Genomic DNA, 26,822 nt, shown 5'->3' with positions numbered 1-26,822 from the left:
CTGGCACGTCCTCCGGATGAAGGTTCCACCCAGTTCGGCGTTCACCAGCACAGCGAGGCGAGTGAGATGGCAAACACGAAGAAACCGTGGTTTTCCCTGGTCTTCCTGTCCGCAGTGGGCGCGTCGGGGGCGCTGCTGCTTTCCGCGTGCGGCCAGGGCGCTCCCGCCGCGAGCGGCCCGGCGAGTTCGGACACCCCGTCGAGCAGTCCGATGTCGTCGGCTTCGTCCGCCGCGTCGTCCGCTCCTTCTTCCGCGTCGTCCGCGCCCAGCGGCGGCTCGGGACCGGTCGAAAAGCCGCCCGCCGACAACGGCCTGTGCAAGGCGGGCGACGTTTCCCTGTCGCTCGGCGGCGGCGACGCCGGCGCGGGTTCGGAGTATCGGTCGCTGCTGATCAAGAACACCAGCGGCAAACCGTGCACTATCCAGGGCTTCCCCGGCGTTTCCTACGTCGGCGGCGAAAACGGGGCGCAGATCGGCCCGGCCGCCGATCGCGACGGCGCCAAGGGCGCGCCGGTGAAGCTGGCTCCCGGCCAGTCCGCCGCGGCCGACGTGCAGTTCGCGCAGGTGCGCAACTTCGACCCGGCGGTCTGCAAGCCGACCCAGGTCAAGGGCCTTCGCGTGTACCTGCCGCAGGAGACGGCGTCGAAGTTCGTGCCGCTCGACGGCCTCGGCTGCGCGGGCACGAACATCCCGGGCAAGCAGCTCGGCGTGAAAACCGTGCACAAGGCCTGACCAAAGCTCTGCGCGTGGGGGTCAGCCCCGCGCGCAGAGTTGTTCCGCCTGGACGACGGCGGCTTGCCCGTCGCGGTTGTCGAATCGGCTGCTGAGCACCATCTTGTTCACCGCTTCGAGGCTTTTGGCCAGCGGCTGGTAATTGCCGTCGAAGGTCGCCGCCGCCTTGGCCAGCTCCATCGCGCCGGTCACGCGGTGCACCGAATCGTCGGACATCCGGGTGAACTGCACCGCGTCGGCGCCCCCGGTGGTGTCCGGGATGTGCCCGGCGCGCGCGAACGCGGCACACGCGGCCGCCGCGTCGACATTCGCTCCGGCGCGCTGGCCGGACAGTCCCCACAGCAGCCCGACCACGCAGGTGCCGAGCACGAACCCGGCGACGGCGGCGAGGACGAGCGGGCGGCGGGCGGCAGGAGGCGGTGGCTCAACGTCGGTGTCGCGGTCGTCGTCCGGCAGCGGCGGAGTGTCGAGCGCAGTCATCACGTACCTCCGGGCGGCCGGGGTGAGGTGCTATTTCAGCACCAAAACCGCGCCGGATCACTGCTGCGAACGGGCTCCGTCCCCGGTCGAGGCCGTTTTGTCATCGAGCGGGCGGCCGCGCAGCGCGAACAGTGCATAAGCGGTCACGAACAGCAGCAGGACGCCGGAAGCGGTGAAGGTGTCGCCAGCCGAACCGAGCAGCTTGGTGAGCCATCCGCCGAGCAGCGCGCCGAGCGGAATCGCGCCCCAGACGACCGTCCGCCAGACGCCGAGCACACGGCCGAGGAGTTCGCCCGGCACGAGCGTGTGGCGCGCGGTCGCGAGCACCACGTTCACCGCCACCACCGCCGCCGCGAAGACGCCGAACAGCACCGCGGACACCACCGGCTGACGCACCAGGCCCATGCCGCCGAAGCCGAGTGCGCAGAACAACACCCCGCCGACCAGGACCGTTCGCCGTCCAATGCGCCGGACCAGTCGCGGCGTCAGCCCGGCTCCGAGCAGGCCACCGGCACCTCCGACGAAGGCGAAAGCACCGAAGGTGGCGTCGGACAAATGCAGGTCTTCCAGCGCGTACAGCACCAGCTGCGCCTGGGCCAGTTCGCTGATCAGGCTGAGCAGACCGGCGATCGCGAGCAGCCGCAGCAACAGCGAATGCCGCCTTAGCCAGCGGAAACCGTCCGCGAAATCCGCCCGGATGTGCGACTTGGTCTCCTGCCTCGGCCGGTAGCTGCCCGCCATGCCCAGCAGCACCGCGGCACCGACCGCGAACCCGACGGACGAGAGCAGGAACGGGAAGACCGCGAACATCGCGAAAGTGGCGCTGCCGACCGGGCCGCCGAGGAACGTCTGGCCGACGATCTCGCAGGCCTGCAGCTTGCTGTTGGCGCTCTCCAGCCGGTCCGCCTCGACCAGCGAGGGCGGCAGCACGTTCGCCGCGCTCTCCGCGACCGTTTCGGCGATGCCCACGAGCAGCGACGCGACGTAAATCGTCCAGATCTCCATCGCGGCGAACGCGAGCAGCGCGGTGACCGCGGCGACCACGACCGCGCGCATCGCGTTCGCGGCGATCATCGCCTTCTTGCGGTCGATCCGGTCGACGAGGGTTCCCGCCGGAATGGCGAACAGCAGCCACGGCAGGAACTGCACCGCCGACAGCGCGGCGATCTCGACCGGGTCGCGGGTCAGCGTGGTGGCCAGGAGCGGGAAAGCGACCTTGGCGATGCCGTCGGCGAGGTTCGACGTGCCGCTCGAAGCGAGCAGCCAGCGCAGCCGGCCGTCCGTCGTCCGATGCGACACAAACCACCTCACGAAAACTGGAAACTGCCTGATCAGGACAGTCTAAAGAGATCAGCCGCGTTCCGTGACGCTTTGGTGACCTTCGGTGTTTTCCGTGGTGGCGCTGCGTTGTTGATCAGGGAAGAGCAACGGGCTGACGGGGTTCCGCCGGAATCAGCCCCAGCCGAGTTCGTGCAGCCGCTCGTCGTCGATGCCGAAGTGGTGGCCGAGTTCGTGCATGACGGTGATCAGCACTTCCTCGACGACGTCGTCCTCGGTGTCGCAGATGTCGAGGATCGGCTCCCGGTAGATCGAGATCCGGTCCGGCAGCGCGCCGCTGTAGTGGCTGGTGCGCTCGGTGAGCGCGATGCCGTGGTAGAGCCCGAGGATGTCCGGCGCTTCCTCGTTGAACTCCTCGACCAGCACCACGACGTTGTCCATCGCCGCGGCGAACTCCGCGGGCACCTGGTCGAGCGCGTCGGCCACGAGTTCCTCGAACCGGGCCTGGCTCATCTCGACGGGCACTGCTCAGTTCCCGCCGGAACCGGAACTCGGCGGCGGGCTCTGCTGCTGGCTGGACGACCCGGAGGCCCCGCTCTTCACGCTGCCGGTGACCGCCTGGAATCCGCTGCCGTCCTGCAGCGTGGCCGCGACCTTGCAGTTGACCTTGGTGGACCCGGCGTCCCAGCTCTCCTGCTCGCGCGAGTCCCAGCCCAGCGTGAGCTTCTTCGAGGAGAGGTCGGAGCTGCCGGTGTAGTCCTTGGCCGCCTTGTTGCACTCGGTGTCGAGCCAGGACTTCTGGTCGTCCAGCTTCGGGTAGCCGTCCTTGAAGTGCGAGGCCAGGTCGAGGGTCGCGATCATTTCGTAGGAGTGCGGCTTGCTGCAGTCGACCGGATCGCCGACGCCCTTGCCGACCAGCGCGAGGCAGGTGCCCGGGGCCCACACCATCGACTGGTCCTGGGTCTTCGCCGCGCCCGTGGTGGGCTGCAGGCCGCCGCCCGGACCGGCGAACTGCAGGCCGCAGCGCAACTGGCGGTCGCCGCCGGACCACTGCGCCGACGTGGGCCGCAGCAGGTTGGTGGTGAGCTTGCCGTACGGGTCGAGCGGGTGGCCGAGGTACGGCCGCACGTCGCTGTTGCACTGCTGCTGGGCGATGTCCTGCCACTGGTCGAGACTCGGGAACGGAGCCTGCTGCGGGAACTTCGCGCCGATGTCGACCACGGTGGTGACCTCGAACAGGTGCGACTGGGTGCACGGCACCGCGTGCGCGTCCGAGGCGTCTTTCGCGTTCCAGGTCAGGCAGGTGCCCGGTGGCGAGTGAAACGCCTGCTGGGCGGCCTCGCTGAGCTTGCCTTCCCCGCCGCCCGCGCCGCCCGCGAGCGTGTCGGTCCAGGAGAAGGCGACGCTCAAGGCCAGCGCGATGACCGCGCCGAAGAACACCCCGGCCATCACCACGCGGGTGGTCAGGGTCTGCATACGCGAAGGGAACCGCTCCGAGCGTTGAGACATCGATACCTATGATGCCCGCGCCGCATGAACCGCGCGTGTGCTGGGTCGATTAGGGTGGTAAGCGGGGTTTGCAGTGCTGGGGGATTACGGAGCGCACATGACGCAAGACGACAACAGCGGCGCGCAGCCGACCGAGGAGCAGAAGAAGCCGGGCTCGATGCGTTTTCAGGACGCGAGCACGCAGCCGCGGCAGCCCTCGGTGGCCGAACAACGGGCCCGCAAACAGGCCATCGCCGACCAGGAACGCGAACGGCAGGAAGCCCTCGCGGCGCGGGAAGCGGCGGACGCGAAAGCGGCCACCAAACGCAAGATCCTGATCGGCAGCGGGGTCACTGTCGGTCTCGTCGGGCTGGTCGCGACGTTCTACACGATCGCGAAGCCCGCCGAGGTCACCGCGTCCTGCGTCTCGTCCGACGGGGTCATCCAGGACGACAAGTACTGCTCTGAGGATTACGCGGTCGCCAACCACGGGCACTACAGCGGCGGGTTCTGGTTCATCCCGCTTCCCGGCGGCGGGTTCACCCAGTACCGCTACAACTACGGCGGCACCGGGAGCATCGGCCAGCACGTCTCCGGCGGCAGCTACACCGCGCCGTCGGGCAACACCAACGTCACGACCAAGTCGGGCACCAGCGTCCAGCGCGGCGGGTTCGGCATCAGCGGCAAGAGCGGCACCTCCGGAGGCACCGGCGGGACCGGCAAGAGCGGAGGCTCGTAGGTGTATCGGGACCGGCGGGAACCGCGCCGCGACTGGCAGCGGATCGTCGAAGAGCAGGGCCTGGTCTACGGCACCCCGGCGCGCGACGGCACCGGCAAGCCGCGTCCGTACTGGGACGAGTCGGTGCACTACGTCTTCGACATGGACGAGGTGCTCTCGCTCGAGGCGGACGTCGAATTGCTGCACTCGATGTGCCTCGAGGCCGTCGACAACGTCGTGACCACCGAGCAGTACCAGCGCTTCGGCATCCCGGAGTGGGTGTGGCCGCACATCGCGGAGTCGTGGAAGCGCCAGGACCCGCACGTCTACGGCCGCTTCGACCTGCGCTACGACGGCAAATCGCCGGCCAAGCTGCTGGAGTACAACGCGGACACGCCGACCACGCTGCTGGAGGCGTCGCTGCTGCAGTGGCACTGGAAGACCGACGTCTTCCCGGAAGACGACCAGTGGAACTCCATCCACGAGAAGCTGGTGGAGCGCTGGGAGGAACTCGGCGGCAAGCTGCCGTCGAACGAACTGCACTTCACCTGGTCCGCGGCCGATCCGAGCGGCGAGGACCACGTGACCACGGCGTACCTGCAGGAGACCGCCGCCGAGGCCGGGCTCGACACGGTCGGGCTCGCGATCGAGGAGATCGGCTGGGACCCGGTGCTCAAGCGGTTCGTCGACCTCGCCGAGGCGCAGATGTCCACGGTGGTGAAGCTGTACCCGTGGGAGTGGGTGGTCGACGAGGAGTTCGGCAAGTTCGCGGTGGAGACCATGCCGCGCACGCTGTGGGTCGAACCGCTGTGGAAGATGCTGCTGTCGAACAAGACGCTGCTCGCGGTGCTGTGGGAGAACTACCCCGGGCACCCGAACCTGCTGCCCGCGTTCGCTGACGACCCCGGCCTGCTCACCGAGTACGTGCGCAAGCCGAAGCTCGGCCGCGAGGGCGCGAACGTGCAGATCGTGGCCACCGGGTACGAGACGCAGACGGACGGCGTCTACGGCGCGGAGGGTTACGTCTACCAGGCGTTCGACCCGCTGCCGGAGTTCGACGGGTACCGGCCCGCGCTCGGCGCGTGGATCGTCGGCGACCAGTCGGCGGGGCTCGGGATCCGCGAGACCAGCGGACTCGTCACCGACGACGGTGCGGCGTTTGTCCCGCACCGGATTCCGGAGTCGTGATAAAACCCTGGATGTCCGATTTGATCGGCTGACTCGGCCATCCAGGGAGATCCCGTGACCTCGACGCTCGCGCTGCCCGCAACGTTCGGCTCCGACCTCGTGCGTGGCATCGGCGCGATCCTGCTGTACGGCATCGTCGGCCTGCTGCTGATGTTCGCCGGCTTCTACGCGATCGACTTCACCACGCCGGGCAAGCTGTCGAAGCTGGTCACCCGAGGGCTGCCGAACGCGGTGATCGTGACCGCGTCCGGACTGCTGTCGATGGCGTTCATCGTGGTCGTGGCGATCTACAGCTCCGCGAGCGATCTGACCGCCGGGCTGATCACGTCGCTGGTCTACGGCCTGATCGGGGTCATCGTGCAGGTGCTGGCGGTGCGGCTGCTGGAGTGGGCGACCCGGATCGATGTCGGATCCACGATCCAGAGCGAGAAGTTCGCGCCGGCGAGCGTGGTCGTCGCGGCGGCGCACCTCGGGCTCGGGCTGGTCGTCGCGGTAGCGATTTCGTAGCGTTCGCGCACTGCCGCGCGGTCCCGTTCCCACTAACGTGGGAACCGTGCGATTGCTCAGGACGCCGGAAGACCGGTTTGCGGATCTGCCCGACTTCGCGTTCGAACCTCAGTACACCGACCTGTCCGACCCGGACGGCGGCCTGATCAGAGTCGGCTACGTCGAGGCGGGACCCGCCGACGGGCCGCCGGTTCTGCTGCTCCACGGCGAGCCGAGCTGGTCGTTCCTCTACCGGAAGATGCTCCCGGTGCTCGCCGACGCCGGGCTGCGGGCGATCGCGCCGGACCTCGTCGGGTTCGGGCGGTCGGACAAGCCCGCGGAGATCGTCGACCACACCTATGCGCGGCACGTGGAGTGGATGCGCCGGTTCTCGTTCGACGTCCTGGGCCTGAACGGCGTCACGGTCGTGGGGCAGGACTGGGGCGGGTTGATCGGGCTGCGGCTGGTGGCCGAGAACCCCGGGCGGTTCGCCGGGGTGGTGGCGGCCAATACCGGGCTGCCGACTGGGGATGTGGACATGCCGCCGGTGTGGCACAAGTTCCGGGAGGCAGTGGAGGGCGCGCAGATTCTCGACGTCGGACGGTGTGTGCAGGCTGGCTGCAAGACGCCGCTGTCGGAAGAGATTCGGGCGGCTTACGACGCGCCGTTCCCCAATGAGATGTACAAGGCCGGGCCTCGGGCGATGCCTGGGTTGGTGCCTACTCGGCCGGATGATCCTGCGTCCGAGGCCAATCGAGCGGCTTGGACGACGTTGACTGAGCTGGATGTGCCGTTCTTGTGCGCGTTTTCGGACGGGGATCCGATTACTGGGGCGATGGGGCCGATTTTGCAGCGGTCGATGCGCGGGGCGGCTGGTTTGGACCACCCGACGATCGCGGGCGCTGGGCACTTTTTGCAGGAGGACGCGGGGGAGGCGCTCGCCGAGCACGTGGCCCGCTTCGTCCGCCGCTGACCTCGCCTCGCTCGCCTGCTGAGGTTTCGCAGTAGCGCGCCGGGGGTTCTCGGGGTGCGATGCCAAGGTTCGTGAGGGGAACCCTGAGGGAATCTGATTCCCTCAGGGTTCCCCTCACGGACCTGGGGCCGGGCGCTGCTGCGGCGAGGCGCGCCCGGAGGTGAGTCGGGTCACTGCCCGACACCCCGCCTTTGCCCGCTGGCCGGAAATAAGACACACTTGTGTTGTGAAAAAGACCGGGAGCACTGGCGAGGGGCGCGGCGACCAGCCGCGCGCCGCGGCCGTCGGCGTTCCCGTGCAGGTCAGCGCGGTGAACGTTGCCGAGGGTCGCACCCGGCACGAGGTCGCCCGGCTGCTGCTGGAGCAGGGCCCGATGACCGCCGTGGTGGTCGCGGAGCAGCTCGGCATCAGCCCGACGGCGATCCGCCGCCACCTCGACGCGCTGCAGGCCGACGGCGAGGCCGAGACTCGCGACGCCCCGCGCAAGGGCCCGCGCGGACGCGGCCGCCCGGCCAAGCTGTTCCTGCTCACCGAACCGGGCCGGGCCCGGTTCGGGCACGCCTACGACGACCTCGCGGTCTCGGCCATCCGCTTCCTCGCCGAGCACGCCGGACCGGACGCGGTGCGCGCGTTCGCCGAGCGCCGGGTCGAAGGGCTCGTCGGGCCGCACCGGCAGGCGATCACTGGATCGGCTGATCCGGTCGAGCGCGCCGAGGCCCTCGCCGCCGCGCTGAGCAGGGAAGGCTACGCTGCCTCGACCCGCCAGGTGGGCGCGGGAGCCCAAGCCGCGAACGTCGGCGCCCAGCTGTGCCAGCACCACTGCCCGGTCGCGCACGTGGCCGCGGAATTCCCGCAGCTGTGCGAGGCCGAAACGGAAGCGTTCGCGAAGCTGCTGGGCACCCACGTCCAGCGGCTGGCGACCATCGCGCGCGGAGACAACGCGTGCACCACACACGTACCCGCCGGACCGGCGGGTATCCCGGCCCATCCCGAGCCGGACCGCACGACGCCCGGAGACGCGGCCGCGCCGCCCGAAGGGCACGCACCACGGATCCCGAATGGAGGGAAACCCGCATGACTGCCGCTGCCGAGCAGCGCACTCCCACCACCGAGCCGTTGAGCCAGGAAGAGACCATCGCGTCCCTTGGCAACTACGCCTTCGGCTGGGCGGACTCCGACGAGGCTGGCGCCAGCGCCCGCCGCGGCCTGAACGAGGATGTCGTTCTCGACATCTCCGCGAAGAAGTCCGAGCCCGAGTGGATGCGCGACGCCCGATTGAAGGCGCTCAAGCTGTTCGACCTCAAGCCGATGCCGAACTGGGGCGCCGACCTCTCGGGGATCGACTTCGACAACATCAAGTACTTCGTGCGGTCCACCGAGAAGCAGGCGGCCAGCTGGGAAGACCTGCCCGAGGACATCAAGAACACCTACGACAAGCTGGGCATCCCCGAGGCGGAGAAGCAGCGCCTCGTGGCCGGCGTCGCCGCGCAGTACGAGTCCGAGGTCGTCTACCACCAGATCCGCGAGGACCTGGAGGAGCAGGGCGTCCTCTTCCTGGACACCGACACCGCGCTCAAGGAGCACCCGGAGATCTTCCAGGAGTACTTCGGCTCCGTGATCCCCGCGGGCGACAACAAGTTCTCCGCGCTGAACACCGCGGTGTGGTCCGGCGGCTCGTTCATCTACGTGCCGAAGGGCGTGCACGTCGACATCCCGCTGCAGGCCTACTTCCGGATCAACACCGAGAACATGGGCCAGTTCGAGCGGACGCTGATCATCGTCGACGAGGACGCCTACGTCCACTACGTCGAGGGCTGCACCGCGCCGATCTACCAGTCGGACTCGCTGCACTCCGCGGTCGTCGAGATCATCGTGAAGAAGGGCGCCCGCTGCCGCTACACGACGATCCAGAACTGGTCGAACAACGTCTACAACCTGGTCACCAAGCGCGCCAAGTGCGAAGAGGGCGCGACCATGGAGTGGGTCGACGGCAACATCGGCTCCAAGGTGACCATGAAGTACCCGTCGGTCTTCCTCATGGGCGAGCACGCCAAGGGCGAGGTCCTCTCGGTCGCGTTCGCGGGCGAGGGCCAGCACCAGGACGCCGGGGCCAAGATGGAGCACCTCGCGCCGCACACGTCCTCGACCATCGTGTCGAAGTCGGTCGCGCGCGGCGGCGGCCGGACCTCCTACCGCGGCCTGGTCAAGGTCGCGAAGCGGGCGCACCACTCGCGCTCCAGCGTGGTCTGCGACGCCCTGCTGGTGGACACCATCTCCCGGTCGGACACGTACCCGTACGTGGACATCCGCAACGACGAGGTGTCCATGGGCCACGAGGCCACCGTGTCCAAGGTCAGCGAAGAGCAGCTGTTCTACCTGATGTCGCGCGGCCTCGACGAGGCCGAGGCGATGGCGATGATCGTGCGCGGGTTCGTCGAGCCCATCGCGCGCGAGCTGCCGATGGAGTACGCGCTCGAGCTGAACCGCCTGATCGAGCTGCAGATGGAAGGGTCCGTCGGCTAAATGTCCGTGGCAGAGAACAACGTTTCCGAAGCCATCCGCGAGGGGGCCGTCGTTCCGGCGGCCTCCCGCGCGGAGCGCTTCACTTCTTACGACGTCGAGGCCTTCGAGGTCCCCGGCGGTCGTGAGGAGAACTGGCGCTTCACTCCGATGAAGCGCCTGCGCGGCCTGCACGACGGTTCCGCCGTCGCCTCCGGCGAGATCACGCTGGAGACCGAGGCCGCGCCCGAGCTGAAGATCGAGACCGTCGGCCGCGACGACGCGCGCCTCGGCGAAGCGGGCGTGCCGAGCGACCGCATCGCGGCGCAGGCGTACTCGTCCTTCGCCAAGGCCACGATCGTCACCGTGCCGAAGGAGACCGAGGCGTCGAAGCCGTCGGTGCTGCGCGTCCACGGTCCCGGCGAGGGCAAGGTCGCCTACGGCCACCTGCAGGTGCGCGCCGAGGCGTTCGCCAACGCGGTGATCGTGCTCGACCACGTCGGCTCCGGCACCTACGCGGACAACGTCGAGTTCGTCATCGGCGACTCGGCCAAGATCACCGTGGTCAGCGTCCAGGACTGGGCCGACGACGCGGTGCACGTGTCCGAGCAGCACCTGCGCCTGGGCCGCGACGCGACGCTGAACCACACCGTCGTCACCCTTGGCGGCGACCTGGTCCGCATCTCGCCGACGGCGACCTTCGCCGACCGCGGCGGCGACGTGGACATGCTGGGCGTCTACTTCTCCGACGCCGGCCAGCACCAGGAGCACCGGCTGTTCGTGGACCACGCGGTGCCCAACTGCAAGTCGCGCGTGATGTACAAGGGCGCGCTGCAGGGCGAAGGCGCGCACGCGGTGTGGATCGGCGACGTGCTGATCCGGGCGGCCGCCGAGGCCACCGACACCTACGAGCTGAACCGCAACCTCGTGCTCACCCCCGGCGCGCGCGCCGACTCGGTGCCGAACCTCGAGATCGAGACCGGCGAGATCGAGGGCGCGGGCCACGCGAGCGCCACGGGAAGGTTCGACGACGAGCAGTTGTTCTACCTCCAGTCGCGCGGGATCGGCGAGGAGGCCGCGCGGCGGCTGGTCGTGCGCGGGTTCTTCCACGAGATCCTGGTCCGCATCGGCGTGCCCGAGGTGCGCGAGCGCCTCGAAGCCGCGATCGAGGCCGAACTCGAAGCCGTTGGCGCCTGAGCCCGTCCGTCCACTTCAGACTCTTTAGGAAACAGCAGATGGCTACCCTGGAAATCAAGGACCTGCACGCGTCGGTGACCACCGACGAGGGCGCCAAGGAGATCCTCAAGGGCGTCAACCTGACCATCCGGTCCGGCGAGACGCACGCGATCATGGGCCCGAACGGCTCCGGCAAGTCCACCCTGTCCTACGCGATCGCCGGCCACCCGAAGTACGAGGTGACCTCCGGCGAGGTGCTGCTGGACGGCGAGAACGTGCTCGAGATGAGCGTCGACGAGCGCGCCCGCGCCGGCCTCTTCCTCGCCATGCAGTACCCGGTCGAGGTGCCCGGCGTCTCGATGTCGAACTTCCTGCGCACCGCGGCCACCTCGGTCCGCGGCGAGGCCCCCAAGCTTCGCCACTGGGTCAAGGAGGTCAAGGAGGAGATGGGCAAGCTCGGCATCTCCCAGGAGTTCGCCGAGCGTTCGGTGAACGAGGGCTTCTCCGGCGGCGAGAAGAAGCGCCACGAGATCCTGCAGCTGGCGCTGCTCAAGCCGAAGTTCGCCATCCTCGACGAGACCGACTCCGGCCTGGACGTCGACGCGCTGCGCGTCGTGTCCGAGGGCGTCAACGAGTACAAGGCGGGCAACGAGGTCGGCGTCATGCTGATCACGCACTACACCCGCATCCTGCGGCACATCACTCCGGACTTCGTGCACGTCTTCGCCGACGGCAAGATCGTCGAGTCCGGCGGCCGCGAACTGGCCGACGAGCTGGAGGAGAACGGCTACGTCAAGTACGTCGGCTCTCCCGAGCCGGCCAAGGCCTGACGTTCCCCGCGCCCCGTTCCCGACGACACCGAGAGAGAGGAGTTGGCTCGATGACCACCACGGCTTCGAACAGCCCGACCAACTCTGTTCCCCTTGACGTGGCGGCACTGCGTGCCGACTTCCCGATCCTGACGCGCACCGTGCGCGACGGGAAACCCTTGGTGTACCTGGACTCCGGAGCGACCTCGCAACGGCCGGTGCAGGTGCTCGACGCGGAACGGCGGTACGTGTTCACGTCGAACTCGGCCGTGCACCGCGGTGCCCACCAGCTGTCCGAAGAGGCCACCGACGCCTACGAATCCGCGCGCGCCAAGACCGCGGAATTCGTCGGCGCGGACCCGGAAGAGCTGGTGTTCACCAAGAACGCGACCGAGGGCATCAACCTCGTGGCGTACGCGATGAGCAACGCCGCCACGGCCGGTCCGGAGTCCGAACGGTTCCGGATCGGCGAAGGCGACGAAATCGTCATCACCGAGATGGAGCACCACGCGAACCTGGTGCCGTGGCAGCAGTTGTGCCAGCGCACCGGGGCGACGCTGAAGTGGTTCAAGGTCACCGCCGAAGGCCGCCTCGACCTGTCCGATATGGACAGTGTGATCACGCCGCGCACCAAGGTGGTCGCGTTCGCGCACCAGTCCAACGTGCTCGGCACGGTCAACCCGGTGGCCAAGCTGGTGGCCAAGGCGAAGGAGGTCGGCGCGCTGACCGTCCTCGACGCCTGCCAGTCGGTGCCGCACTTCGCGGTCGATTTCCACTCTCTCGACGTCGACTTCGCGGTGTTCTCCGGGCACAAGATGCTGGCTCCGTCGGGGATCGGCGTGCTGTACGGCCGGACCGAACTGCTCGAAGCGATGCCGCCGTTCCTCACCGGCGGCTCGATGATCGAGCTGGTCACCATGGAGCGCACCACGTTCGCCGCGCCGCCGCAGCGGTTCGAGGCCGGGGTGCCGATGACGTCGCAGGCGATCGGCCTCGGCGCGGCGGTGGACTACCTGTCCGCCATCGGGATGGACCGGATCGCGGCGCACGAGCACGAGCTGGCCGCGGCCGCGATCGCGGGCATCAGCGCGATCCCGGGCGTGCGCATCGTCGGGCCGACCGATCTGGAGGACCGCGGCGCGACTGTCGCGTTCGTGATCGACGGCGTGCACCCGCACGACGCCGGGCAGGTGCTCGACAGCCTCGGCATCGCCGTGCGGGTGGGACACCACTGCGCGTGGCCGCTGCACCGGGCTTGTTCGGTGCCCGCGACCGTGCGGGCGAGCTTCTACCTGTACAACACGCTGTCCGAAGTGGACGCTCTGGTCGCCGGGATCCGCGAGGCGCAGAAGTTCTTCGGGGTGGACCAGTGAACCTGGAGAGCATGTACCAGGAGATCATCCTGGACCACTACAAGAACCCGCACGGGCGCGGCCTGCGCGATCCGTTCGACGCGGAGTCGTTCCAGGTCAACCCGACCTGCGGCGACGAGATCACCTTGCGGGTGAAGGTCAGCGACGGCAAAGTCGAGGACGTGTCCTACGACGGGCAGGGCTGCTCGATCAGCCAGGCTTCCGCGTCGGTGCTGACCGACCTGGTCGTCGGGCACACGGTCGACGAGGCGTTCACGACCATGGACGCGTTCGTGGAACTGATGCAGGGCAAGGGCAAGGTCGAACCGGACGAGGACGTACTGGAGGACGGCGTCGCGTTCGCCGGCGTCGCGAAGTACCCGGCGCGCGTGAAGTGCGCCCTGCTCGGCTGGATGGCGTTCAAGGACGCGGTGTCCAGCACCACCACAGGAGCTGAGAAGGCATGAGCGAAGAGACGGCCACCGACCCGCGCGAGGGGCGCACCGCCGCGGACCTGCCCGAGCAGTCCGCCGCCGTCCCCGCCGACATCGCCAAGATCGAGGACGTCGAGGAAGCGATGCGCGACGTCGTCGACCCCGAACTCGGGATCAACGTCGTGGACCTCGGCCTGGTGTACGACATCCGGGTCGAGACCGACAACACCGCGACGATCGACATGACGCTCACGTCGGCGGCCTGCCCGCTGACCGACGTGATCGAGGACCAGACGTCGGCGGCGCTGACGTCCGGCGGTCTCGTGAACGACTTCCGGATCAACTGGGTCTGGATGCCGCCGTGGGGCCCGGAGAAGATCACCGACGACGGCCGCGAGCAGTTGCGGGCGCTCGGTTTCACGGTCTGAGGTTCGCTTTTTCGAAGGCCGCTCCCGGTTCTCCGGGGGCGGCCTTCGGCGTATCCCGGATTGGTGCGTTCGGGCGCTGCCGGGCGGAACGCCGGATTCTGTCGGGGCCGGGTGCTATTACTGATCAATGACCGAACCTGACTCCGAATCCGTGTCCGAAGCAGAAGAAAGACCCAGCCGCGGCCTGGCCGTGGGAGCGGTGTCCGTGGCCGCGGTGAGCCTCACGCTCGCGGTGCTCACCTGGCTGGCCTGGCTGCTGGTCCGGCCCCGGCTCCTCGTGAGCGGTGTCTACCCGCTCGTGGGCGAGGTGTTCGTCCTGGTGCTGGGCGCGCTGTGGTTCGCGGCGCTGCTGGCCGGGGTGCTGGCGGTGGTGCTGGGGCGGCTCGGCGGAGCGAAACGGCCGGGCGGCGACCTGGCCCGCACAGGTGCGCTGCTGGGCGGGCTCACGGTGGTGGTGGCGCTGGCCGGGACGGTCGCGTTCACGGTGAGTCCCGGCCTGATGCCCGCGTACGGAGACGTCGGGCGGCCGCTCAATTCGATCCTCAGGGGGTGACCGCCGTATAACGACCTATACGGCGGCGGATGAGTTTGGCCGTCCATTATGGACAGAGCGGCACAATCCGCCCGGAGGATCCGGGGCCGCGTAACGGATCCGCGGCGCTCGCCGATCCTCGCGAGGTGATCGACGGTTTTCCGGCCCCGCCGCCGGTTTCCCGCGCCCCTCGCCGGTTCTCGGCCGTGCTGGCGCTGTTCGTAGTGCTCGCGCTGGCCGGGGTGGCGGGATGCGGGTACGGGCTGGTGACGGTGTTCAGCTATCGCTTGGCGAGAATGCCGACGAACGCGATGGCGCCCGCCGTGCCCGCCGGGACGGCGCTCGTGCTCGGCAAGCGGGACAGGCAGGTCTACCACCGCGGCGACGTCGTGCTGGCGCGCATGCCCGCGCACCAGGGCAACCGGGCTTACCTGTTGCTGGGCCGGGTGATCGGCGTGGGCGGCGACGACGTGCGCTGCTGCGACGAGAAGCGCCGGATCGTGGTGAACGGCAAGTCTGTCGACGAGCCCTACGCGAACGGCGACGGACCCGTGTTCCGCGCGCTCGTCCCGAAGGACGCGGTCTTCCTGGCCGGTGATCGGCGCGATGTCAGCTGGGACTCCCGGAACGAGGAGGCCACCGGAATGAGCGGCTCGGTGCCGGTGTCCGAGGTGTACGGGGTAGTCGTCGCCACTGGGGCCAACCGGTGGTGGGTGCGCACGCTGCCGCCGACGACGGCGTTCACCGCCGCGGGATTGTCTGGCGCACCCGAGGCGGATCAAGGGCCGTTCCTGGGGCGGGTGTTCGTCGGATCGGGCGCGGGGGCGTTCTTGACCGGATTCCTGGGCGCGGTGGTGACGGGCGTGCGCCGGAGCCGGAAACGGCGCCGGGAGGCTGCTGGGCCGGGGTGGCTTCCGGCGGGGTAACGACTGTCGGGATTGTTCCGATGATCGTCTCGTGACAGAAGGCTTTCCTGCTGTTCCGCCTCCGGCCGCGCGTGCGCCGCGCCGGTTTCCCTGGTTGCTCGCGATCTTCGTCGTGCTCACGGTCGCGGGCGCGGTCTTGGCGGCGACCGGGCTCCTCAAGGTGTTCAGCTACCGCTCGCTGACCGCGTCCGGCGGCGGGATGGCACACACCGTCGCCGCGGGCGAGCGGATCGTCTTCGGGCTGCGCGAAGGCCAGGAGATCCACCGCGGCGACGTCGTCGTGTTCAACGCGAGCGCGTTCGGCGACGGGCGGCGCGGGATGTTCCTGCAACGCGTGATCGCGGTCGGCGGCGATGTGGTCGAGTGCTGCGACTACGATCGCCGGATCAAGGTGAACGGCAAGTCGATCGTCGAACCTTACGCGGTCGGCGAGCAGACGACCTTTTACGCGAAAGTGCCGCAGGGCACGGTGTTCCTGGCGGGGGACCAGCGGGACATCGCGGACGACTCCCGGTGGCGCGCCAACAATCCCGGTGCCGGAGCGGTGCCGCTGTCCCAAGTGCACGGAGTTGTCGCGGCGACCGGAACCCTGTTCTGGGTCAAGGAATTCCCGGCGACCACCGCGTTCACCGACGCCGGACTGCCCGGTACGACCGAGCCGGATCGCGGCCCCATCACCAGCCGGATTACCGCCGGTGCCGGGGCGGGCGTATTCCTCATCGGGTTCGTCGGGCTGCTCGTGACTGTCGTCCGGAGCGCCGGAAGACGACGAAAAGCAGCCGCAGCCCCGCCAGTGCGCTGATCATCAGCAGGTTGTAGCCGAACACGTGGTTCAGCGTCAGCCCGGGCACCAGCTGCGGGCCGCTCGAACTTGCCAGCAGCAGCACGGCCATCAGCCCGGTCGCGATGCCGACCAGCGCCAGCAGCACCTCGTGCACGAGGCCGGTCACCAGGTCGCGGTCGCGTTCGTCGGAGAACAGCCGCATGTTCACCGACAGCCTGCCTTCTTCCAGTGCCGCGCCGATCCGGTCGACGCGGCGGGGCAGGCGGCGGAGCACCGGCAGCAGGGCGGTGAATTCGTCGGTGACGGTGCGGTGCAGGGTTTCCGGGCGCAGGCCGATGCGTTCGGTGGCGAACGCGCGGGATTCGGCGACCAGGTCGAAATCCGGGGCCAGCGTCGCGAGGGTGCCTTCCATTGTCGCCAACGCGCGGAACACGGCGGCGATCGGCGGCGGTACGGCCAGCCGGAATTCGGCGATGACGCGGAACAGTCCGGTGAACAGGTCGAGGCCGGCGCTCCGGCCGGGCCCGAAGTGCCGGGCGAGCAGGGCTCCCAGCGCGCGTTCCAGGCGTTGCTCGTCGAGGTCGTCCGGACGGTCGACGATCTCCAGCAGCCCGTCGCGGACCCCGGCCGGGTCGCCTCGGTCGATGGCGGGCAGCAGGGCTTGCAGGTCGGCGCGCAGGCCGGTGTCGAGGCGGCCGACGGAGCCGAAGTCGAGCAGGCCGAGGGTGCCGTCTTCAAGCAGCAAAACGTTGCCGGGGTGCGGATCCGCGTGGAACACCCCGCCGAGCAGAACCTGGTCGAGCAGGCCGCGCAGGAAGGTGCGGGCGAGTTCCTCGCGGGAATGTGCGGAACCGGTGGCGAGCGGTTTGCCGTCGAGCCGTCGCATCACCAGAACGCGCTCTGTGGACAGTGCTTTGTGGACAGTTGGCAGCGTGACGCCGGGGGCCGGATGCGCGGCGATGGCGTCGATGTTCGAGGCTTCGGTGCGGAAATCGAGTTCGTCCTCAAGGGATTCGGCGAATCCGTCGGCCAGTTCCAGCACACCGAGCGAGCGCGCCCAGCCGGCGCGTTCGTACAGCACGGCGGCGAGGCGGCGGACGATGTCGATGTCGCGTTCCACCTGCTCGCGGATCCCGGGCCGCTGCACCTTCACGACGACCTCGGTACCGGACCGCAGCCGAGCGCCGTAAACCTGCGCGATCGACGCCGCGGCAAGGGGTTCGTCGTCGATGTGGGCGAAGGCGGTGAGGTCGATTTCCTCGCGCAGCAACGCGCGCACCTCGTCTTCGGGCGCGGGCGGGACCTGATCGTGCAGCCGGCTGAGTTCGCGGATGTACACCGGCGGCAGGAGATCCGCGCGGGTCGAGAGCAACTGGCCGAGCTTCACGAACGTCACGCCCGCTTCTTCGAGCGCCAGCCGAAGCGACCGCGCGAGTTTCGCGGAGCCGTCGGGGCCCGCGGTGCGGCGGCCGGTGAGGAACGAACCGAGACCGTGGCGGATCGCGATGCGCATGATCCGCGAGTAGCGACGGGCGCGGGCCGCGCGGGATCGCAGCGATCGCATCCGGGCGAACAAGCCCGGCCCACCGGACGGGACCGCGAGTTCGGCGGCAAAAAGGACTAACAGGGTCACCGCGAGCGCGCTGCCTGCCAGCGGGATCAGCAGTCCGATCGCGACCCCGGCGTTGGTCAGCACGGCGAGCGGGAACAGCCGGATGACGGTGCCCGCGACGAGCCAGCCCGCGAGCGCCGCGCCGAGCGCCCGGACGAGACCGACGCGCACGCCGAGCACTTTGCGGGCCGCGGCGACGAGCGGCCACAGCACGACGACGTAGGCCAGGAGGCCGAGCAGCAGCGTTTGCATGCCGAAAAGCACACCATCGCGACGGTGTCGGCGGATCCAGCCGGGGCGGGACGGACCTCCCTCTCGCGGGGGAGCGTCCTACTTTCGGACGTAGTCGCCCCGGTGGTGAACTTCTAACGTCGTCGAGCGGACAAGGGTTGCTTGCTTTCTCGATGACGTACGGAGGACACGATGCACGCACGAGGGTTCCGGCGGATCGCCGCACTGGCCGTGGCGACCGCCGCTCCGCTGGGTTTCGGCCTGGCGACCGCACCCGCCGCGTCCGCCGCCGCGGCGACCACCGTCTACTACAGCTCGGCGGGCGCGCCCGACTACGTCGCCCAGATCGACCAGGGCGCGGCGAACTGGAACGCCGCGGTGAGCGACGTCCAGCTGGTGAAGGACGAGGGCAAGGCGACGGTGAAGATCCACGAGGTCAACAGCGGAGGTTCGTACACGCAAACCGACGGGCACGGCAACGGCGACGTCTACCTGGACACGAGCCAGGTCGCCGAGGGCTACGACCCGACCCGCATCGCCGCGCACGAACTCGGCCACAACCTCGGCCTGCCGGACCACTACGAGGGGCCGTGCACGGAGCTGATGTCGGGGCACGGGCCGGGCACTTCCTGCACGAACGCGAAGCCGGACGCGCAGGAATCGGCGAAGGTGCAGCAGTTGTGGGCCAACGGGGTCCGGGCGGCGGGGACTCGGGTCACGACGACTGTCTACTGAGGACTCGTGAGTGTTTATGCCGGTTAGAACCGGCATAAACACTCACGACACCCCCGCGAACTCGGGCCCGCGCTGGGAAGTCCTCGCCGGACCTCGTGAGTGCTGCTGCCGGTTAGAACCGGCCGCAGCACTCACGACCCCCTACTCCGCGTGCAGCACGAAGAACAGAAAACTCGGGCTGACGCACAGCATCCGGTAGTCCTCCGGGAACAGTTTTTCCGCCTCCGGCACCGGTTTCGGCTCGCTGATCACCGAGATCCGGAACCCGGCCGCGGTGAACGCGTCGGTCATCGCGTGCAGCGGACGGTTCCAGAAGCTCATCGGCGTCGTACGGCCGTCGACCTCCCAGTCTTCAGTCCACTCGTAAGTCGCCGAATAATCCGTCTTCTGCCCGGCTTCCCGCTGCAGCATATGGATCGCGAAGGGGTGGTCGACCACCACGATCAGCCGTCCGCCGGGCTTGAGGATGCGGTGGAACTCGCCGAGCGTCGGGCCCCAATCCTCCAGGTAATGCAGCACCAGCGAGGCGACGACGTCGTCGAACGCGTTGTCCGCGTAGGGGAGCGGCTCGGCGACATCGGCGACGCGCAGGTCCACATCGGGGCCGAGTCGCTGGCGGGCGATCTCGAGCATGCCGCTGCTCAGGTCGAATCCGGACACCTCCGCGCCGCGTTCGCGCAGCGCGACAGTCAGCGGCCCGGCACCGCAGCCGGCGTCGAGAATCCGCCGCCCGGCTACGTCCCCGGCCAGCGCGAGCACGGCGGGCCGCTCGTAGTAGGCGTTCTGAATTTCGGTGTCCGACATGGCGGTGTAGCTCTCGGCCAGCAGGTCGTAATCGTTGACCACGGTGCTTTCTTCCGGAGGCATGCGATCCACAGTGCCAGAAAATCGGCAGCGGGGTCCCGCCTTGGAGGGAGGCGCCCGCCGCGGCCGCCTGTCAGGATTGGCGGGTGCGTTTCTTCCGTCCGCTGGTCAGCGGGGTCACCTATCGCCGGTGGGTGTACTTGATCCTCGGCGCGGCGCTCAGCGTGCCGTACCTGCTTCTCGCGATGATCGCGATGCCGTCGCTGATGCCGTTCGCCACGACGGTGGGATGGGCGAGCCTGGCCGGATTCGTCGTGACGGTCGCCGTGCTGGCCGCCACCGCGTTCCTGCCCGCGGTGCGAGTGCTGGAGGCGGCAGCGGTGCGGGAACTGCTCGCCCAGCCCGCGCCCGGACGCGGACGGCTGCGGTGCGCGGTGATGTTCGTGCTGCACGTCGGGTCCGGGCTGGTTATCGGACTCGCGACGCTCGCGGTGCCGGCCGGGTTCGGGTTCGCGATCAACGCGGTCTTCACCGGTCGGCTTGTCGACACGCCGGATTTCCGGCTGACGGTTCCGCGCGGCTGGGCTTCGGCGTGGCTGCCCGCGGCGTTCGTGGCGGCGTTCGTCGTGCTGGTCTACGTCGTGTGGGGCGTCGGCGGACTGCTGCGCCGCGCGGCGGCCCGGTTGCTCGGCTGGTCCGCCGCCGAACGCATCGCGCAGCTCGAACGCCGCACCGATCTGCTCGCGGAACGCACCCGGCTCGCGCGCGAACTCCACGATTCCGTTGGCCACGCGCTTTCCGTGGTCACGTTGCAAGCCGGTGCCGCGCGGCGGACGTTGCATACCGATCCCGGCTTCACCGAGGAAGCGCTCACTGCGATCGAGGAATCGGCCCGCACCGCGCTCGACGACCTCGACCACGTGCTCGGCCTGCTCCGCGACGAAGCCCGCGACCGTACGCCGCACGCGGGTCTCGCCAACCTGCCCGCGCTGATCACCGTGACGCAGCAGTCCGGCACGGATTGCCGCTACGAGGTGCGGGGCGATATTGGCGCAGTGCCAGCGGTGGTTTCCCGCGAGGTGTACCGGATCCTGCAGGAATGCCTCACCAACGCGGTGCGGTACGCCGGAAAGGTGCCGGTCACCGTCGCGCTGGCGGTCGCGGACGGGCAGTTGCGGGCCGCGGTCGCGAACCCGCTCGGCTCGGCCCGCCCGTCGCGCGCCCGCGGCGGACGCGGTCTGCGGGGCATGGCGGAACGGGCGGAACTGGTGGGTGGCAAGCTGTCGGCGGGACCGGTCGGCGAAAACTGGGAGGTCGTGGTGACGGTGCCGTGGGGGAACCGGTGAGTGTGCGAGTCCTGCTGGTGGACGACGAACGGCTGATCCGGGCCGGGCTGCGCGCGATCGTGGACAGCGAACCGGACCTGACCGTGGTCGGCGAGGCCTCCGACGGCGCCGAAGTGCCCGGGCTGGTCGCGCAGCTGCGGCCGGACGTCGTTCTGATGGACGTGCGGATGCCCGCGGTGGACGGAATCCGCGCGACCGAGCACCTTCTGTCCACTATGGACGAACCGCCGAAGGTGATCGTGGTGACCACCTTCGAAAACGACGACTACGTGTACGACGCGCTGCTCGCCGGGGCCAGCGGATTCCTGCTGAAACGCGCTCGTCCGGAGGAAATCGTCGCCGGGATCCGGACGGTGCTGGCAGGGGATTCGCTGCTGTTCCCGGCCGCGATCCGGGGGATGGCCGCACGCCGTGCTCCGGCGCTTTCGGTGGTGCCTTTGGATTTCCTGACCGAACGCGAGCGCGACGTGTTGCGGCTGATGGCGGCCGGACTGTCCAATGGGGAGATTGCCGCGGAGCTGTTCCTGGGGCTGCAGACGGTGAAAACGCACGTCGGGAACGTGCTGTCGAAGCTGGGCGCACGCGACCGGACGCAGGCGGTGATCCGGGCTTACGAATCGGGCTTCGTCACGCCGACCGGCTGATGGCGACGTCCCGGCCGATGCCGCGCAGCACCTCGACGCGGTCGCTGCCGGGGCGGCTGAGGACCCAGCTGGATCCGGGAACGGCTTTGGCGCGTTTCTTGAGGGGCGCGAGGAGCCGGGAAGCGTCCCGATAGGACGGAATGGTGCCGCTCCCGCACACGAGCGTGGCCAGCGACACCGTGACCGGCATGCCCTCGGCGGACCAGTGCGTGTCCAGCAAAGCCGCGGCGACCGTGCCGATCTCGTCCACATCGCACACGATCAGGAAATCGTCCCCGCCGACGTGGCTCACGCGCATCCGCGGCAGCCGTCCGGCGAGGTCGGTGAGGGTCTCACCCAGGGCGCGGATCAGGTCGTCACCTGCGGCGAAACCGGCATTGTCGTTGACGGACTTGAAGGCGTCGACGTCCAGCCAGGCTGCCACGAACTGTTCGCCGCTCGCGATCCGGCGTTCGACGTCGCGTGCCGCCGCCTCGCTGCCTGGCAGTCGGGTGAGCGGGCTGAGCGTCACCGCCTCCTCGACCTTCGCCTCCGCGACGCCGCGCACGACCTCGGTCACCAGCACCACGCCGAGACAATGCCCGGCCGCGTCGACCACCACGACGTCGTCGCCGGTGCGGCCCCAGTCGGCGTCGGTGACCAGTTCCAGGAACTCCAGCGCGCTCGCGCCCGCCTCGATCAGGTGCGGTTTGTCCGCAAGCCTTGCCGCAGAACGCTTCGCGTGCAACGCATGTCCGTACGGACCGGTGATGGTCACGAGGAAGCGCGTCCGGTCGACTGACCACTGTGGACGGTTGTCCGCATCGACGCCGACCACGCCGCTCGGCGCGTCCGCGGCGGCGAGCACCTCGCGGACGTCGTCGCAGGTGGCGTCGACCGGCAGCGTGGTGGCCGGGCGCAGGAAATCGCCGACGCGCGGGGCCTGCGGCGGCGCTGGCGAGCGCCGGTCCTCCGGGACGACCGCACCGGTGGCGGGCGCGGACCGGTGCGCGGCGGGCGGTGCCAGCAGGTTGCCCTGCGCGATCCGGACGCCGAGGTGCTGCGCCGCGTCGAGCTGCGACTCGGTCTCGATCCCGGTCGCGACCAGCCGGATGTTCGTGCGCGTCGTGAAGTGCAGCAGCGCCTCGACCACCGCCGTCGACGCCGGATCGCCGGGCAGGCCGCGGAGCACGCTGCGGTCGAGTTTCACCAGGTCCACCGGGGACTGCGCGAGCAGCGCCAGCGGCAGGTCGCCGCGGCCGAGCCCGTCGAGCGCGAGCCGGAAGCCCTGTTCGGTGAGCGCGCGCATGCCGTCGAGCAGGCGGCCGGTGGGCAGGTGCGTGAACGGCGGCCCGACCTCGAGCACCACGTCGCGGGTGCGCCGTCCGGCCGCGCCGAGCTCGGCGATCAGCTCGTCGAACGCCTCCATCGGCGACGCGAGCGTGCGCGCGGAAAGGTTGAGATGGAGCGGGAGCGCGCTGGGCCGCTCGGCTTCCTGGCGCACCGCCGCGGCGGCCAGCCCGAGGTCGACCTCGGTGAGCTTGCCCGCGCGGCGGGCCTCGGCGAGCAGTTCGTGCGCCGTGCCCCGGCCCGGCCGGGCCAGCGCTTCGTACGCGACGACCCCGCCGGTGTGCAGGCTGTACATCGGCTGGAAGGCGAATCGGACCGCTCGCAGCGTCGTCACGGAGGCGATACTGGCATCGCCGAAGGGGGCTGCGAAACCGTTGTCAGCTGATGTTCACCAGCGCGGCACTTTGGCCACCGGATCGGACTAACAAAATGCTTTCGCGTTCCCTCGATCGGGAGCGGGAAAATTCCCGGCGCCGCGTCAGCCGAGCAACCTCCGGCGGATCCCGGCCGGGGCCGTGCGGAACAGGTTTGCCATGGTCGCGGCGGTGCCGGGAAGGTCGGCGCGGCCCGAGGCGAACGCGCGCTGCGCCGGGACCGGAAGATCGAAGAACAGGTCGAAAAATTGCGCCGACTGGGCAGGTGACATTCCGCACAATGCACGGAGTCCGTGGCGGCGCAAGGCATGCACCGCGCGCGCATCGGCCGGCCACAATGCCTTCCGGGCCGCGCGAGCCGCTGCCGCTGGACCCGCGTCGAACGAGTCCGCGAGAGCATCCGCGACGCGAGGCGCGAGCTGCAACGCGGTCGCGAGGCTGTAGCCGGTCGCCGGGTGCACAAGCCCGCCCGCGACCCCGAACGGCACCGCCTGGCCGCGCTTCGGCAGCGGGACGTCGAGCACGATCCGCACCCGCTCGACCCGCCCTGCGGGACGGATTCCCTCCGCTTTGAGCCGGGTGTGCAGCCGCTGGGCCAGTTCGGGCACCGGGAGCCCGGGCTTGCGGGCCAGGGACGTCTCCTCGACCAGTACGGAGCCGTCGCCGAGAGGCAGCAGGTAACGGAAGCTGTCCGTGCCGTCGCGCCAGTCCATGAACACCGCGGTGTCGGCCGGAACCAGTCGCTCGGCTTGGTCTGCGGGCAGCACGAGCCCGTACGCGGTCTGCTCGGCGCGCGGGGCACGCAGCTTGGGCGCGCCGGACGCGTCGACGAACACCGCCGCCGCCATCCGTCGACCGTCCGCGAGCAGGACCGTCGAACCGTGCGGACCATGTTCCGCACTGGTCACCTTGCCAGGGATGACCTGGACCTTCGGCTCAGTGAGCCACTCGCGCAGACCGGCGTTGTCGAGCACCCAGTACGCGCGATCGACGCGGTGCTCGCGGGTGCCGAACGCGAGCGTCGCCGCCGGAGCCGCCGCGACGGCTTTGCCCGGCAGCTCAGGCACTTCGTCCGCCCACAGTCCGTAAGTGTTCGGCCACTTTCGGTGCGGATCCGGGTCGAGCACGGCCGTTTCCAGCCCGCGCCGGGCGCACGCGGCCGCCAGCGCCCGTCCGGCCGGGCCGCCGCCCGCCACCAGCACGTCGGTCATCCCGCAATCCTGCCGGACGGGCGGATACGGTGGGACACATGGACGAGACCGATCCGAGGGCAGCGCGCCGCGACCCGGCGAACGGGGCAGGCGGGTTCACCGATCTGGCGACCAGCCCGTTCCGCGTCGACCGCGACCGGATCACCGCGTCGCCGTTCTTCGCGCGGCTCGGCGGGGTCACCCAGGTGGTCAGCGCCGGCGGGGCCGGGCTGCTGCACAACCGGCTGACGCACAGCCTGAAGGTCGCGCAGGTCGCGCGCGGGATCGCGGAGCGGATCACCGGGTCGAGCGAGTCGGCCGAACTGGCCGCGAAACTCGGCGGCTGCGACCCGGACGCGTGCGAGGCCGCCGCGCTCGCGCACGACCTCGGGCACCCGCCGTTCGGGCATCTCGGCGAGCAGACCCTGGACCGGATCGCGCGGCACCGGTTCGGCCTCGCCGACGGTTTCGAGGGCAACGCGCAGTCGTTCCGCATCATCACGACGACGGACGTGCGCGGCCCGTCCGCCATCGGCTTGGACCTGACGACCGCCGTCCGCGCCGCGGTCCTGAAGTACCCGTGGGCCCGGCTGCATTACCCGCTTCCGCATCCGACCGAAATGCCGTCGCAGCCTCGCGGTGCTGCCGAACCCGACGATGCGCCCGGCACCGGCGCGAGCAAGTTTTCCGCCTATGTCACGGAATTGGACGACTTCGAGCAGGCGCGCGCCCCGTTCGCCGGGCGGATCGAGCCGTGGCAGCAGACGGTGGAAGCGTCCGTTATGGACACTGCCGACGACATCGCGTACGCGATCCACGACCTGCAGGATTTCCACCGCATCGGCGTCCTGCAGCACGCGCCCGTCGCTGCGGAACTGGGGGAGTGGCTGGCGCACGCCGTCGAGCTGGCCTCTTTGGACGATGCCCGGCTGACCGCGGAAATCCGCCGCCCAGGCCGTTCCCTGGAGCGGATGCGCCGCCGAATGCACCTGAAAGACAGCTGGATCGTAGACGACGACGCCTTCGCCGCGGCCGTCGCGCGAGTCCAACGCGAACTGGTCGACGGCCTGCTCGCCGACGGGTTCGACGGCTCGACCGAAGCCGAACAAGCGACCGCCGCGTTCTCGGCGAACTGGATGGCGCGGCTGGTGGACGGAGTTTTCGTCCTGTCGTCGCCCCCGACGCGGTCCGGGCATGTCTCGCTGCGGCCCGCGCAGTGGCACGAGGTGCAGGTCCTGAAGTTCGTCCACCGGCGATTTGTGTTGCTGCGCCCAGATCTCGCCCTGCACCAGCGCGGCCAGGCCAGCCTGGTCACGACGTTGGTGGACGCGCTGGACGCCTGGCTCCTGGACCGCGACGAGGCCTCCCGGTTGCCCCGTCGGCTGCACGACCTGCTGGAACTGGCCCACGGCGAATACTCGGACTTGGCCCGAACCGCACCGGAACTGCTCGTCGGCGCGACCGGCGAGCGAATCGAAGGCGCGGACGCGGTGCGCGGGCTGGCTCGCGGCCGGGCGGTGGTGGACTTCGTGGCTTCGCTGACGGACAAGCAGGCAGTGACGCTGCTGGACGCGCTGTCGGGGCGGTCGAGTCAGCCTTGGTCGGATTCCTTTGTGCTGTAAATAGGTTGCGGTTACGGGTGTCTGATGAGCACGGTAGGCAGATGCCTTTTGCGATCCGGGACGCTGGTGCCGACGATTGGCCGGGGATTTGGCCGATCATCCGGGATGTAGTGACCGAGCAGCAGACCTTTCCCTACGACCCGGCGATGAGCGAACCGGACGCCCGTCAACGGTGGCTGGTGCCCGCCCCGGCACGGGTGGTGGTCGCTGTGGACGGGAATCGGGTGCTGGGCACGGCGAACATGTACGCGAACCGGCCAGGCCCGGGCAGCCATGTCGCTTCGGGGAGCTTGATGGTGTCCCGGGATGCGCGCGGCTCCGGCGTGGGGCGGGCTTTGGTGGTCGACCTGATCACGTGGGCGCGGCGGGCCGGGTTCGCGGCGGTTCAGTTCAATGCGGTGGTGGAGACTAATGTGCACGCGATTCGGTTGTACGAGAGTTTGGGGTTTGTGACGTTGGGGGTCGCGCCGGGAGCGTTTCAGCATCCGGTGGAGGGGCGGGTCGGGTTGCGCATCATGTGGCTGGAGTTGTGCGCGGGCAGCAGGAGCAAGGCGGGCGCGGCTCCCGCGGTTGAGTGTCCATAAAGGACTTCAGCGCCGTACGTGAGGGGAACCCTGAGGGAATCTGATTCCCTCAGGGTTCCCCTCACGTA

General features: G+C 69.5%; 28 protein-coding genes. 20 read left to right on the top strand and 8 right to left on the bottom strand.

All coding sequences use genetic code 11. The features are described from left to right. Positions 1 to 66 precede the first annotated feature (66 nt). Positions 67 to 732, top strand: a complete 666-nt coding sequence (locus ACWDNU_RS22605; protein WP_370932609.1) for a DUF4232 domain-containing protein — start codon at positions 67 to 69, stop codon at positions 730 to 732. A gap of 21 nt (positions 733 to 753) precedes the next feature. Here ACWDNU_RS22605 and ACWDNU_RS22600 read toward each other — a convergent pair whose 3' ends face one another. The 4 genes from ACWDNU_RS22600 to ACWDNU_RS22585 form a co-directional block, all read right to left on the bottom strand. After that, positions 754 to 1,212, bottom strand: a complete 459-nt coding sequence (locus ACWDNU_RS22600) for a hypothetical protein (RefSeq protein WP_370932608.1) — start codon at positions 1,210 to 1,212, stop codon at positions 754 to 756. Positions 1,213 to 1,269: 57 nt separating this feature from the next. Further along, positions 1,270 to 2,511, bottom strand: a complete 1,242-nt coding sequence (locus ACWDNU_RS22595) for an MFS transporter (RefSeq protein WP_449670354.1) — start codon at positions 2,509 to 2,511, stop codon at positions 1,270 to 1,272. A gap of 153 nt (positions 2,512 to 2,664) precedes the next feature. Further along, a complete protein-coding gene (locus ACWDNU_RS22590; protein ID WP_344281862.1) occupies positions 2,665 to 3,015 on the bottom strand; it encodes a metallopeptidase family protein in 351 nt (116 codons plus the stop codon). Positions 3,016 to 3,018: 3 nt separating this feature from the next. Beyond that, positions 3,019 to 3,999 carry a septum formation family protein gene (locus ACWDNU_RS22585; RefSeq protein ID WP_370932606.1) on the bottom strand — a complete coding sequence of 327 codons (981 nt, stop codon included), beginning with the start codon at positions 3,997 to 3,999 and terminating at the stop codon, positions 3,019 to 3,021. A gap of 97 nt (positions 4,000 to 4,096) precedes the next feature. On the opposite strand from ACWDNU_RS22585, the gene ACWDNU_RS22580 reads away from it, so the two are divergent. The 14 genes from ACWDNU_RS22580 to lepB (ACWDNU_RS22515) all read left to right on the top strand — a co-directional run bounded on the left by ACWDNU_RS22580 (position 4,097) and on the right by lepB (ACWDNU_RS22515) (position 16,301). Beyond that, complete coding sequence (locus ACWDNU_RS22580; protein ID WP_449670353.1) at positions 4,097 to 4,717, top strand: hypothetical protein; 621 nt, start codon at positions 4,097 to 4,099, stop codon at positions 4,715 to 4,717. Beyond that, positions 4,718 to 5,884, top strand: coding sequence for a glutathionylspermidine synthase family protein (locus tag ACWDNU_RS22575; protein ID WP_344281853.1), 1,167 nt, complete (start codon positions 4,718 to 4,720; stop codon positions 5,882 to 5,884). 54 nt (positions 5,885 to 5,938) lie between these two features. Continuing rightward, positions 5,939 to 6,391, top strand: a complete 453-nt coding sequence (locus tag ACWDNU_RS22570; RefSeq protein ID WP_182893653.1) for a DUF350 domain-containing protein — start codon at positions 5,939 to 5,941, stop codon at positions 6,389 to 6,391. A 37-nt stretch (positions 6,392 to 6,428) separates the two neighbouring features. Then, entirely contained in the window at positions 6,429 to 7,343 is a 915-nt protein-coding gene (locus tag ACWDNU_RS22565; protein ID WP_449670352.1) for a haloalkane dehalogenase, read from the top strand. 226 nt (positions 7,344 to 7,569) lie between these two features. Further along, on the top strand, positions 7,570 to 8,421 hold the full coding sequence (locus ACWDNU_RS22560) for a helix-turn-helix transcriptional regulator (RefSeq protein ID WP_449670351.1): 852 nt from the start codon (positions 7,570 to 7,572) through the stop codon (positions 8,419 to 8,421). Further along, positions 8,418 to 9,866 carry a Fe-S cluster assembly protein SufB gene (gene sufB, locus ACWDNU_RS22555; protein ID WP_370938718.1) on the top strand — a complete coding sequence of 483 codons (1,449 nt, stop codon included), beginning with the start codon at positions 8,418 to 8,420 and terminating at the stop codon, positions 9,864 to 9,866. The genes ACWDNU_RS22560 and sufB overlap by 4 nt, the downstream gene beginning before the upstream one ends. Then, positions 9,867 to 11,039 carry a Fe-S cluster assembly protein SufD gene (gene sufD, locus ACWDNU_RS22550; RefSeq protein ID WP_449670350.1) on the top strand — a complete coding sequence of 391 codons (1,173 nt, stop codon included), beginning with the start codon at positions 9,867 to 9,869 and terminating at the stop codon, positions 11,037 to 11,039. Between the two features lie 38 nt (positions 11,040 to 11,077). Then, a complete protein-coding gene (gene sufC / locus ACWDNU_RS22545) occupies positions 11,078 to 11,848 on the top strand; it encodes a Fe-S cluster assembly ATPase SufC (RefSeq protein ID WP_370938716.1) in 771 nt (256 codons plus the stop codon). Positions 11,849 to 11,898: 50 nt separating this feature from the next. Further along, the gene (locus ACWDNU_RS22540) at positions 11,899 to 13,200 is read left to right on the top strand and encodes a cysteine desulfurase (RefSeq protein ID WP_449670349.1); all 1,302 of its coding nucleotides are present in this window, start codon (positions 11,899 to 11,901) and stop codon (positions 13,198 to 13,200) included. Further along, a complete protein-coding gene (gene sufU, locus ACWDNU_RS22535) occupies positions 13,197 to 13,646 on the top strand; it encodes a Fe-S cluster assembly sulfur transfer protein SufU (RefSeq protein ID WP_037814681.1) in 450 nt (149 codons plus the stop codon). The genes ACWDNU_RS22540 and sufU overlap by 4 nt, the downstream gene beginning before the upstream one ends. Further along, positions 13,643 to 14,041, top strand: a complete 399-nt coding sequence (locus ACWDNU_RS22530) for a metal-sulfur cluster assembly factor (protein WP_037814682.1) — start codon at positions 13,643 to 13,645, stop codon at positions 14,039 to 14,041. The genes sufU and ACWDNU_RS22530 overlap by 4 nt, the downstream gene beginning before the upstream one ends. Positions 14,042 to 14,168: 127 nt before the next feature. Next, positions 14,169 to 14,594, top strand: a complete 426-nt coding sequence (locus ACWDNU_RS22525) for a hypothetical protein (RefSeq protein ID WP_449670348.1) — start codon at positions 14,169 to 14,171, stop codon at positions 14,592 to 14,594. A 29-nt stretch (positions 14,595 to 14,623) separates the two neighbouring features. Next, positions 14,624 to 15,499 carry a signal peptidase I gene (gene lepB / locus ACWDNU_RS22520; protein ID WP_449670347.1) on the top strand — a complete coding sequence of 292 codons (876 nt, stop codon included), beginning with the start codon at positions 14,624 to 14,626 and terminating at the stop codon, positions 15,497 to 15,499. A gap of 31 nt (positions 15,500 to 15,530) precedes the next feature. After that, complete coding sequence (lepB, locus tag ACWDNU_RS22515; protein WP_449670346.1) at positions 15,531 to 16,301, top strand: signal peptidase I; 771 nt, start codon at positions 15,531 to 15,533, stop codon at positions 16,299 to 16,301. Here lepB (ACWDNU_RS22515) and ACWDNU_RS22510 read toward each other — a convergent pair. Further along, positions 16,216 to 18,147, bottom strand: a complete 1,932-nt coding sequence (locus ACWDNU_RS22510) for an AarF/UbiB family protein (protein ID WP_449670345.1) — start codon at positions 18,145 to 18,147, stop codon at positions 16,216 to 16,218. The two genes, lepB (ACWDNU_RS22515) and ACWDNU_RS22510, sit on opposite strands and share 86 nt — an antisense overlap. 171 nt (positions 18,148 to 18,318) lie before the next feature. Between ACWDNU_RS22510 and ACWDNU_RS22505 the strand changes: the two genes are divergently transcribed. Then, positions 18,319 to 18,861: a snapalysin family zinc-dependent metalloprotease gene (locus ACWDNU_RS22505; protein ID WP_370938710.1), complete on the top strand. Its 543-nt coding sequence runs from the start codon at positions 18,319 to 18,321 to the stop codon at positions 18,859 to 18,861. Between the two features lie 141 nt (positions 18,862 to 19,002). Here the strand turns inward: ACWDNU_RS22505 and ACWDNU_RS22500 are convergent, their stop codons facing one another. Continuing rightward, complete coding sequence (locus ACWDNU_RS22500; RefSeq protein WP_449670344.1) at positions 19,003 to 19,728, bottom strand: class I SAM-dependent methyltransferase; 726 nt, start codon at positions 19,726 to 19,728, stop codon at positions 19,003 to 19,005. Between the two features lie 83 nt (positions 19,729 to 19,811). Between ACWDNU_RS22500 and ACWDNU_RS22495 the strand changes: the two genes are divergently transcribed. Both ACWDNU_RS22495 and ACWDNU_RS22490 read left to right on the top strand, forming a co-directional pair. Then, positions 19,812 to 21,011, top strand: coding sequence for a sensor histidine kinase (locus ACWDNU_RS22495; protein WP_449670343.1), 1,200 nt, complete (start codon positions 19,812 to 19,814; stop codon positions 21,009 to 21,011). Further along, positions 21,008 to 21,655 carry a response regulator gene (locus ACWDNU_RS22490; protein WP_370938707.1) on the top strand — a complete coding sequence of 216 codons (648 nt, stop codon included), beginning with the start codon at positions 21,008 to 21,010 and terminating at the stop codon, positions 21,653 to 21,655. Before ACWDNU_RS22495 ends, ACWDNU_RS22490 begins: the two co-directional genes overlap by 4 nt. Here ACWDNU_RS22490 and ACWDNU_RS22485 read toward each other — a convergent pair. Both ACWDNU_RS22485 and ACWDNU_RS22480 read right to left on the bottom strand, forming a co-directional pair. After that, positions 21,639 to 23,318, bottom strand: coding sequence for an EAL domain-containing protein (locus ACWDNU_RS22485; protein ID WP_449670342.1), 1,680 nt, complete (start codon positions 23,316 to 23,318; stop codon positions 21,639 to 21,641). The genes ACWDNU_RS22490 and ACWDNU_RS22485 overlap by 17 nt on opposite strands. A gap of 144 nt (positions 23,319 to 23,462) precedes the next feature. Then, complete coding sequence (locus ACWDNU_RS22480; protein ID WP_449670341.1) at positions 23,463 to 24,569, bottom strand: lycopene cyclase family protein; 1,107 nt, start codon at positions 24,567 to 24,569, stop codon at positions 23,463 to 23,465. Between the two features lie 38 nt (positions 24,570 to 24,607). Here ACWDNU_RS22480 and ACWDNU_RS22475 point away from each other — a divergent pair, with 38 nt between their 5' ends. Together ACWDNU_RS22475 and ACWDNU_RS22470 are read left to right on the top strand one after the other, a co-directional pair. Then, entirely contained in the window at positions 24,608 to 26,170 is a 1,563-nt protein-coding gene (locus tag ACWDNU_RS22475) for a deoxyguanosinetriphosphate triphosphohydrolase family protein (RefSeq protein ID WP_449670340.1), read from the top strand. 41 nt (positions 26,171 to 26,211) lie between these two features. Next, positions 26,212 to 26,754 carry an N-acetyltransferase family protein gene (locus tag ACWDNU_RS22470; protein ID WP_449670339.1) on the top strand — a complete coding sequence of 181 codons (543 nt, stop codon included), beginning with the start codon at positions 26,212 to 26,214 and terminating at the stop codon, positions 26,752 to 26,754. Positions 26,755 to 26,822 lie beyond the last annotated feature (68 nt).

This window comes from Amycolatopsis sp. NPDC003676, assembly GCF_053587275.1.
This window is presented reverse-complemented; position numbering and strand designations above follow the sequence as displayed.